Origin of the sequence: Fodinicola feengrottensis, assembly GCF_039530045.1 — a bacterium.
Lineage (GTDB): Bacteria > Actinomycetota > Actinomycetes > Mycobacteriales > HKI-0501 > Fodinicola > Fodinicola feengrottensis.
Window position 1 is genome coordinate 21,149 of the sequence record NZ_BAAANY010000053.1, and the last position, 9,479, is coordinate 30,627.

Annotated in this window: 9 protein-coding genes; 4 read left to right on the forward strand and 5 right to left on the reverse strand. The window is 67.6% G+C overall.

All coding sequences use genetic code 11. The annotated features are described in order from the left end of the window. Positions 1 to 45: 45 nt before the first annotated feature. From ABD301_RS41230 to eccCa, 3 genes are all read right to left on the reverse strand, one after another. Entirely contained in the window at positions 46 to 1,419 is a 1,374-nt protein-coding gene (locus ABD301_RS41230; RefSeq protein ID WP_344315460.1) for a WXG100 family type VII secretion target, read from the reverse strand. Further along, the gene (locus ABD301_RS41235) at positions 1,419 to 1,757 is read right to left on the reverse strand and encodes a hypothetical protein (protein ID WP_163567592.1); all 339 of its coding nucleotides are present in this window, start codon (positions 1,755 to 1,757) and stop codon (positions 1,419 to 1,421) included. The genes ABD301_RS41230 and ABD301_RS41235 overlap by 1 nt, the downstream gene beginning before the upstream one ends. A gap of 96 nt (positions 1,758 to 1,853) precedes the next feature. Further along, a complete protein-coding gene (gene eccCa, locus ABD301_RS41240; protein WP_344315461.1) occupies positions 1,854 to 5,828 on the reverse strand; it encodes a type VII secretion protein EccCa in 3,975 nt (1,324 codons plus the stop codon). 168 nt (positions 5,829 to 5,996) lie between these two features. Between eccCa and ABD301_RS41245 the strand changes: the two genes are divergently transcribed. Together ABD301_RS41245 and ABD301_RS41250 are read left to right on the forward strand one after the other, a co-directional pair. Further along, on the forward strand, positions 5,997 to 6,338 hold the full coding sequence (locus ABD301_RS41245; protein WP_163567591.1) for a WXG100 family type VII secretion target: 342 nt from the start codon (positions 5,997 to 5,999) through the stop codon (positions 6,336 to 6,338). A gap of 13 nt (positions 6,339 to 6,351) precedes the next feature. Further along, complete coding sequence (locus ABD301_RS41250; protein ID WP_163567590.1) at positions 6,352 to 6,648, forward strand: hypothetical protein; 297 nt, start codon at positions 6,352 to 6,354, stop codon at positions 6,646 to 6,648. A gap of 186 nt (positions 6,649 to 6,834) precedes the next feature. Here the strand turns inward: ABD301_RS41250 and ABD301_RS41255 are convergent, their stop codons facing one another. Together ABD301_RS41255 and mycP are read right to left on the reverse strand one after the other, a co-directional pair. Then, entirely contained in the window at positions 6,835 to 7,056 is a 222-nt protein-coding gene (locus ABD301_RS41255; RefSeq protein ID WP_344315463.1) for a YbaB/EbfC family nucleoid-associated protein, read from the reverse strand. Between the two features lie 13 nt (positions 7,057 to 7,069). Further along, positions 7,070 to 8,350 carry a type VII secretion-associated serine protease mycosin gene (gene mycP, locus ABD301_RS41260; RefSeq protein WP_344315464.1) on the reverse strand — a complete coding sequence of 427 codons (1,281 nt, stop codon included), beginning with the start codon at positions 8,348 to 8,350 and terminating at the stop codon, positions 7,070 to 7,072. A 130-nt stretch (positions 8,351 to 8,480) separates the two neighbouring features. Between mycP and ABD301_RS41265 the strand changes: the two genes are divergently transcribed. Next, positions 8,481 to 8,804, forward strand: coding sequence for a YbaB/EbfC family nucleoid-associated protein (locus ABD301_RS41265; protein ID WP_279579748.1), 324 nt, complete (start codon positions 8,481 to 8,483; stop codon positions 8,802 to 8,804). Positions 8,805 to 9,003: 199 nt separating this feature from the next. Next, positions 9,004 to 9,180, forward strand: a complete 177-nt coding sequence (locus ABD301_RS41270; protein WP_163572785.1) for a YbaB/EbfC family nucleoid-associated protein — start codon at positions 9,004 to 9,006, stop codon at positions 9,178 to 9,180. Positions 9,181 to 9,479 lie beyond the last annotated feature (299 nt).

Here is a 9,479-nt window from a genome sequence, read left to right on the forward strand (position 1 = left end):
GATTCGCATGGAAGATCCGGAAGTACGCCCGCTAGCGAGAGAAAATCAGTAGATCACCCGGCGGACCGGCGCCGGCGCGGCTTCGTTGCCGGCCGCCGGGGTCTCGTCCACCTGCCACATCTCCTCGTCCAGCAACTGCAGCGTCGGTACGTCCTCCGCCCGCTGGCGACGGGTCGGCTTCGCCGGCGCCGGGAACGCGTTCCGGTCAACCGATCCGGCCTTGCCCTGCAGCGACCGCGGCAGACCTGGGACGCGGGAGGTCGGCTTGGGGCCGCGCCCGGTGATCGCCCGCGGCCCGTTGCCTGATTTCAGCCCGCCGCCGGCGCCGCCGCCCTGCATCGGCATCATCGGCGGGATGCCGCCGGCTGAGCCCACGCCAGTGGTTGGCGAGCTCAGACCGCCCGTACCCGACTGGGACAGGGTCGGCGCGCTCCCTACCGTGGGCGCGGTCGTCGCCTTGAACGGCGAAGCGGCCACTGCGATGTTCTTCGGGCCGCCGCCTCCGCCGCCAACGCCACCACCACCGCCGCCGATCGGCCCTCCGCCGCCACCGAGACCCTTGCCGAGCCCGCCAAGCGGCATGAACGGCGGCAACGTCGTCGGGTTGTTCGGCAGCGGAACCGGGTTCGGTGGCGTGATCGTCGGCGGCGGCAGGGTCGGCGTCGACGTGTCACCCTGCAGGGACGGGTCGTCCGTGGTGGGCATACCGCCGCCAGCACTTGGGTCCTGGCCCTGCTGGTCGCCACCCTGAGCTTGCTGGTCACCACCCTGTTGGGCGCCGCCCTGTTGAGCGCCACCCTGTTGAGCGCCGCCCTGTTGAGCGCCACCCTGCTGACCGGCGTCCTGCTGCGCGCCACCCTGCTGACCGCCGGGCGACGTGGACGCCGCGTTGGCGGCCGGGCCACCGGACTGGTTGCTGCTCGCGCCGTTCGGGAACCGCGCCGGCGGCGCCGCGGCGATCTGCTGGCCAATCGCCTGACCGGCCTGTTCCAGCTGGTTGGCCAGCGTCTGTACGGCCTGGCCGGCCACCGGGTTCGGCTTCGCCAGCGCCAGCTCGAGCGCCAACGCGCCGCCCTGGGCGGCCTGCTGGTACGCCTGCATGACAGTGTTCTGGGTCTGGCTGATGAGGTTGACCATCCGGATCATGCCGTCCGGAACGGTGTCCATTGCCTGCGCCCACTTGTCCATGTCGCTGGCGTCGCTGTTCGCCGCCGACGCGAAGTTGCCGCCCGCTGGGTCCTGCCACTCGGCGTGCAGCGCGGTGCTGGTCGACTTGAGCGAACTCGACGCGTTCTTGATGCCGCTCTCGGCCTGTCGCCAGGCGGTGGCGGCCTGGCCGATGCTCTGCGAGGACTGGGAAGCATGCGCTGCCACCTGGATCAGCTGTATGAGCGGCATTTGCATGTAGTTGCCGGCCATCATTTGCCTCCAACCAACGGAACGTTCCCGGGTCCACGCAGCACCGGCGAGTCCTGGAAGACGGAGTTCGTGATCCCAGCGGCACTGGTGCTGTCGTGGTGCAGATACGCGCCCGCTGCCGAGGACGCGATCGATTTGTACGCGGCAAAACCGTGCTGCGCCTGGGTGACGTACTGCGTGACCTTCTGGAATGCCTGGTTGCAGGCCGTCGCGTACGTCTGCAGCTCCGCCATGCCGGTGCCGGTGACCTGCGCGGCCTGAGCCGCCGGCGGCGGCTGCGGGCTGAAGCTCTCCATCGCGTCGGTGTAACCATCGATATTTCCACTGCCGTCGGCCATCGAGTCCTCCTTCTCGGGTCGCGAGCGACGAAAACTATCCGTACGAAACCAGTTGTCCGGTCGGTTGCGAGTGCGGCGGCAGCAACCGGCCATCGCTCACTCGGTCGGGTCCACCCAGCCGAGCTGGATCAGCTGCGGCGAGCCCTTGCGGTGAATGAGCCGGCCGCGACCCGGCGGCAGCGGCTCCGGCTTGACCCCACCGAGCAGGACGCCTTCGTCCTTGTCACCGGACAGCAGCACGCCGGGCGTACCCACATCGCGCAGCCGCGAGACGAACTGTTCGAAAAGCGCCCGGCCGGCGCCGCCACTGCGCCGGGTGAGGATGACGTGCAGGCCGATATCGCGGCCCTGCGCCAAAAACTCGAGCAGTGGCTGGAACGGGTTGGTCATCTGTGTCACGACGAGGTCGTAGTCGTCGATCAACACGTACAACTCCGGGCCCTGCCACCACGACCGCGCCCGCAGCTGTTCGGGCGTCACGTCCGGGCCGGGCAGCCGGTTCTTCATCGCGGTCGCCACGTCCTCCATCAGCTTCGTGGTGACCGAGAGGTTCGAGCCGTAGCCGAGCAGATGTTCGGACTCCACCTCGCCGAGCAGGCCGCGCCGGTGATCGACGATGATCATCCGCGCCTGTGCCGGCGTGTTCGCCGTGGTGATTCGTTTTGCCAGTACGCGCAGGAAATTCGTCTTGCCGGACTCGGAGTCGCCAAACAGCAATGCGTGCGGGTCCATGTCGAAGTCCAGATACACCGGCCTGAGGTCGTGCTCAGCGATGCCGATCGCGATCTTGCGCGAGCCCAACTGCTCGTCCGGCAACGTCGCGTACGACAGGTTGCTGGGCAGCATGCGTACGCTCGGCGCCGCCTCGCCGTGCCACCCGCGGCCCACCGCCTCGACCAACGCGACGATCGCGTCCGGCAGGCTGGCCGGCTCGGTGACGCCGTCGATTCGTGGCGCAGCCACCAAAAGCTCGTGCTTACTGGTCGCGATGCCACGACCGGGCGCGCCTTCGGGCACCTTCAGTGCGCTCGGCCGGTCCACCATGCTGTCGCCAGGATCGCCCAAGCGCAGCTCGATCCGGCTGCCGAACAGGTCGCGCATGGTCGGGCGCAGGTCGAACGGCCGCGAACAGGTGGCGAGGACGTGCACTCCGTACGCGAGGCCGCGGGTGGCGATCCCGCCAATCACGTCCTCCAGATCCTCGAAGTCCTTGCGCAGCGTCGGCCATCCGTCCACCACCAGGAAAACGTCGCCGTAGTCGTCGTCCACGACCGTGCCGTTGGCACGTTTCGCGCGGTACGTGGCCATGCCGTCGATGTCGAGCTCGGCGAAACGCCGTTCGCGGTCGGCCAGCACGGTGGCGACCTCGGCGACACTTCGCCGTACCGCACCGGCGTTCTGCCGGCTCGCGACGCCACCGACATGCGGCAGCCCGCGAATCGATCCGAGCGTGCCGCCACCGAAGTCCAGGCAGTAGAACTGGACCTCGCTCGGTGTGTGAGTCAGCGCGAGGCTCGCGATGATCGTCCGAATGGTCGTGCTTTTGCCGCTCCGCGGCGCGCCCATCACCAACAGATGTCCGCCGGCGTCGGAAAGATCGACCACCAGCGGGTCGCGGCGCTGGTCCAACGGCCGGTCGACGATGCCCGCCACCGCGCGCAGCGCGCCATGCAGATTCGGGTTCAGGGCGCCAAAACCGCGGCCGGGAACCGAACCGATCTCGCCGAGCAGCTCGTTCAGCGGCGGCGGCGTACCCAGTGGCGGCAGCCACACCTGGTGCGCCGGCGTGCCCTGGCCCATGAACCGGTCCACCAGGATGTCCATCAGGCTCTCGCCGATCGCCTCGTCCGGGTCGATCTCGGGCGTCTCGTTCTCTTCCTCCTCGTCTACTGGCGGCGCCACGTACGCGGTGGTGAACTCCTGCAGGCCAATCGCCTCGTACGAGCCTGACCCGTCCGGTCGCAGGTCGCCGGGCAAGTGGACGCCGGAGACGTACGCGGACCGGAACCGGACCATCGGTTCGTCGCCGTACCGCAGAAAACCGTGACCGGGCGCGCGCGGCAACGTGAAGGCGTCGTTCACGCCCAGCACGACGCGGCTGTCGATGTCGGAAAAGGTCCGCAGGCCGATCCGGTACGACAAATGGGCGTCCAGGCCACGCAGCCGGCCTTCCTCCAGCCGCTGACTGGCCAGCAGCAAATGAACGCCGAGCGATCGGCCGACCCGGCCGATCTGCACGAAAACGTCAATGAAGTCCGGCCGGGCCTGCAGCAGCTCGCTGAATTCGTCGCAGATCACGAAAAGCGTCGGCACTTCGGCCAGCGGCGCGCCGGCCACCCGCGCCTTTTCGTAGTCCCGCAGGGAAGAGAAGTTGCCGGCGGCCCGGAGCAGTTCCTGGCGCCGGATCAACTCGCCGTTCAAGGCGTCGGTCATCCGGTCGACCAGCGGCAGCTCGTCGGCGAGGTTGGTGATCACCGCGCTGGTGTGCGGCAGCTTGTCCAACCTGGTGAAGGTCGCGCCACCCTTGAAGTCGATCAGTGCGAAATTCAGCGTGTTCGGCGGATGGGTGACCGCGAGCGCCAACACCAGCGTACGCAGCAGCTCGCTCTTTCCGGAGCCAGTCGCGCCGATCAGCAGACCGTGTGGGCCCATGCCGTCCTGCGCGGACTCCTTCAGGTCCAGCTCGACCGGCGACCCGTCCGGGCGGATGCCGAACCGTACCCGCAGCCGGTCCCGGTTGGGCCGCGGCAGCCAGGTGTCGTGAGGATTGAAGGCAAACGGGTCACCGAGGTCGAGCAGCTCGGCGAGCCCGAGCGTGGAGCTGAGCGGCTGCTCGCCGCGCGCACCCGCGGTCAGTCGCAGCGGCGCCATTTGCCGGGCCAGTGCTTCCGCGCAGACCCTGCTCATCGCGTCGGCGGTGCCGAGCTCCACCTCGGTGTCGGTATCCGCGGTGAGGCTGCTCAACGACCCGTCCTGGGCGACGTTGAGAATCAGCCCGGACCGGTCGGGCGTACGTGGTGGCACCGTGGTCAGGTCGATCACGGTGGCGCCCTCGACGCCGGTCGCGGTGACCAGATGGTCGGAGCCGGCGAAGGAACCGCCGTCGAGCACCACCACCAGGTGCGGTCCGGACGTCGGCGCCGCCGAGGTCGAGTCGAAGCGCGGCCGGTCGGCGAGCACGCCTTCCAGCATGATTTCCAGGATCGGGATGGCATTGGCGACCAGCCGCAGTGGCCCGAGCGCGTCCGTACGATCCGGGTGCAGCGCATGCGGCAGCCATTTCACCCAGTCCCATTCGGCCAGCTGCTCCGGCCCGGCGCAGATCGCGATCCGCAGGTCGTCCGGCGGCTGCAACGTGGCCAGCTGCGCGAGCATCGCGCGTACCAGGTCGATGGACCGGCCGCGGTCGCCGTCCACGTGGATTCGGCTGAAGCCGGTGATCGCCAGCGCCAGCGGAAGGTCGCCAATCACCGAGTACGTGGTGATGAACCTTCGCAGCGCCAGCGCGGAAAGTGGCTCCAACTGCTCCAGCGGCTGGGTGTCCGGTGGCACCAGGGTGGTGGCCAGCGGCTGCTTGCCGACCCCGACTCGTACGACGCCGAAGTCCTCGTCGGACCGCCGTCTTTCCCACAGCCGGAAGCTTTCCAGCAGTGACCACAGCGAGTCCGGGTCCGGATGGACGTACCAGAGCGCGTCGCGCTGGCGGCCGGCGGTACGCGCGACCCGGACGCGATGCTGGGAAAGTCCACGCAGGAACCGGCGCCGGGCCACCCCCATTTCACGTTTGCTCGGGCCACTGTTGTTGAGAAAAACCATTGCCAGCATGCCGAGCATCGCGAAACCGAACAGTCCGAACGTGACGTACCGCAGCGGGCTGGTATTTGTGCTGCCAGCACTGGAAAGCAGGATGATCGACGCCATCATGGCCATCATCGGCAGGACCATCAGGGCCTGCGTCCACGATCGTCCCGTCGGCGTCGGAATCTCCGGCGGAGCCTCCAGCAGCAGTTCACCAGTCGGCATTTCCGGCGCCGGCCGCCGTAACGGCCGGCGCACCACAACGGTCGCCACCTGTAGACCTCCTCGCTGAACGGTTCGAGTCGATGGTGCCGGCTCGCCGCGCGTGGGGCGGGGGTGTGGCAGGAAGGTGCCGAGTGCCCGTTATGCCGGACCGCCCGGATTACGTTCGGCGCACGGGCACGAAACTCGTCGGCCCGATCCATCACGGAAGGAGCGACGATGGACAGACTTGACGGTGTAACCGAGTCCATCATGCACGGCGGGCGAATGGCGCACACCGTGGCCCAGAACCTTGACGGGCACAGCAAGACGCTCGCGGGCCACATCGCCTCGCTGAACGGCCAGATCTCTGGCTCGTACGCCACCGCGCTGTACAGCGCCCACGACCAGTGGCAGGCCGGACACCTGCGGCTCAGCAACGCGCTTCGGGCCATGGGCGACAGCACCAACTACTCCGGGAACCTGTACGACCAGGCCGACCAGAACCTGCACCAGTCGTTCAGCTCGGTGCTCGGCTCGGACCCGTTCGGCGGCGCCCTCGGCGGCCCGACCAGCGCGTAAAGGAGGAAACACGATGCGAGTCCAAGGTAATTTCGCGATGCTGCAGAACGTCCAGCAGCAAGTCCAGACCACGATGGGCCACGTCCAGAACGAGACGGACAACTGGCAGCGAGTGATGAACCAGCTCGCCCATGAGTGGCCAGACGGCGCCCAGGCGCAGCTTCAGGAGGTCCATCACGCACGTGCGCAGATGAACCAGGCGCACCAGCAGATGCTGCAGGTCTTCCACCGGGCGGTCGGCCACTCGGTGGTCGAGCTCAACCAGGCGGTCTCGTCCGCGAAGTCGAACATCGCGAACGTGCCGATCTGACCCAGCCCACGAAATAACCCCGTCCCACTGGGGCGGGGTTGTTTTGTTGGCAGCGACAGGACAACCGGGCGCAGCACCGCGGTTCGGCCCGCACACTGGCCACATGATGAGCGAAGTCGTACGTACGCTACTGACGGTCGAAGGCTCCGGCCGCTCGGACGACGACATGGTCGCCGCCTGCGTAGGTCAGGACTCGATGACCTTCGCCGAGAACACGCGGGAGTCCGGCGAGCGGTAGATCCGCCCGTCCAGCCAAAGGCCGGTGAGGTGCCCGCGCTCGTCGACCGTGGCGCTGACCAGACCATCGGGTGAGAAGACGGTCGTCTCGGTCCGCCTCGCTTGCAGCTCACGCAACTCCTGCCGCTGCTGGCGAAGGAACATCATGTGCCCGGCATCGAAAAGCTCCACCGCGGCCTCCCTGTCATCCTCTGCCGTGGCCGGCAGCCGAGCTGGGGAAAAGCGAGGTCTGCTCAGGTGGTTCCTTGCGTACGATCGTGCCCGCCGCTGGAGTGGCCAGCGTCGCGCGCCACTTGCGACGGCGGGCACGCGGCAATGCCCACGCGAGAATCGCGGCCAGGAAAACCGCCGCGATCACCGCGGCGGTCACGATTTTCGCGCCTACGCCGGCCTGCCACCAATAATGCTGCGCGCGTACGACAGCTGGGCTGGGCGGCCGCACGATGACCGGGCCGAGGTTCTGTGGCTTCCCGCCAAGGCCGTCCGTCACGGCCCGGTACGGGTCGACGATGCCGGCGCCGTACTCCTGGCTCCTGGCCCCGCCGGGCGCCACCGTCGCGGTCGCGATCAGCCGCTGCGCGACCTGCGGTGCGGTGAGTTTCGGGTATGCCGCTCGTACCAGTGCGGCGGCGCCGGAAACGAAAGGCGTCGCGAAACTCGTACCATCCCAGTACTGGTGTCCCGCGATCCGGTTCGCGCCAACGACCTTCGTACCGGGAGCGACCAGCGACACGTACGTACCAACCTGCGAGTCGGCGTTGCGCGCACCGTTGATGTCGATCGATCCGACGCCCAGCACTCCCGGATACGCGGCCGGGAAAGAGATCGCGTCCGGAGTCTGCGCCTGCCCGTTGCCCACCGCCGCGACAATCAACGCATCACGGCTTTGCGCGTATTTCACGGCGTCCTGGATCTGCCCGTAGTTTCCGTAACCAGCCAGCGAAAGGTTGATGACCTTGGCGCCCTGGTCGGCGGCGTACCGAATGCCTTTCGCGACGATGTTCGGATCGATCGGCGTCGCCTCGCCGGAATCGGACTGGGCGTCGTCGACGATGCGTACGGGCAGGATCGTCGCGCCCGGCGCGATGCCTTCGAAACCGACGCCACTGGCCGCCCGCGCGGCGATGATCGACGCGACGGCCGTACCGTGCGAAGCGCAGTCGTAGTTGCCGGGAAGCGTTCCCACCAAATAGAAATCCCGGCCCGGCAGGACGGCTCCGCGCAGCTGCGGATGATCCGCGTCCACGCCGGAGTCGACGACCGCGACTGTCACGCCGGCACCGGTCGTGTACGGCCAGACCCGACTCAGGTCGAAAAGCTGCTGGGCCCACGGCAGCTGCGTGATCACCGGGCGGGACGGCGACGGGTTGTTGCACGCACCGTCCGGCGGCGCGGCGGCAACCGACGCCGGAAGGGACAGCGCCGCTATCACCGCCGCGGCGGCCAATGCCGCAAGTCTCCTCATGGTTTGCCATCATCGGGCCTCAGCGGGCTCTTCAACCCGGCGTGGCAGTTACCGGTCAAGACCCGGAATCCGGTGGCCTACCTGGAAAGATCATGCGCACAGACGTCCGTACGAGCGACCGGGAGACTCGTTGCATTCCACCGCGCAGCACCTGGCCAGCATCGCGGAGATTGCGACCAAACTCCGCACCCTTCGCGACGAGAGCGCGAAACTGGAGGCGACCGCCGAGTCGCCGGACGGTCTCGTGGCCGCCACCGTCAACTCCCGCGGCGATGTGGTCGAGCTGGAACTCGACGACCGCGTTTACCGTACGAGCGACTCCGCCGCGCTGGCCGCCGCCATCACCCAGACCATCCGCGCCGCCGCGGCAGACCTCGAGCGCATCATGGCTACCCGCGCCAACGCTCTCTTCGCCAACCAGCCGGAAAAATCCGACCTCGCCCGCTCCTGGTAAATCACTATCGGTCAGTCGGTCAGTCGCTTCGCAGTCACAGGAACAATCGCACCATCCATCTGATGAGGTTCGCCGCCCAACTCACAGGAGTTGAACGCGCGCGCTCTATTGTCCTGCGTCTGAAATCCATTAAGTAAGTGTGGGATTTCTGTTCATGGCGGGGAGTGGGGCGTCCGAAGGCTGAGTTGGTGCTGAGAAACTGGAGGCGACCGCCGAGTCGCCGGACGGTCTCGTGGCCGCCACCGTCAACTCCAGCGGCGATGTGGTCGAACTAGAACTCGACGACCGCGTCTACCGTACGAGCGACTCCGCCGCACTGGCCGCCGCCATCACCCAGACCATCCGCGCCGCCGCGTCAATCGCGCCGTCCATCTGATGGGTTCGCCCCCAACTCGCAGGAGTTGAACGCGCGCGCTCTATGTTTCGTTGGGGTTATTGTGAAAGTATCCAATTCCTGATCACCCGTACGCGGCCATATTGTCGGTGCCGGCGGTAGAATTAATGTCATGGCCGCCGGCGACGAAGTCACCTCTCCAGAGCTCTGGAGGTGTGACCCGGACGAGTTGGGTGAGTTGCTGCAGGAGAAAGAAAAAGCGGTCTGGCTACTGCAGGTCGAAGTGTTGGACATTGTCGCGGCGATCCACCGGGGAAACGTCGGCAAGACGCTCGGGCACC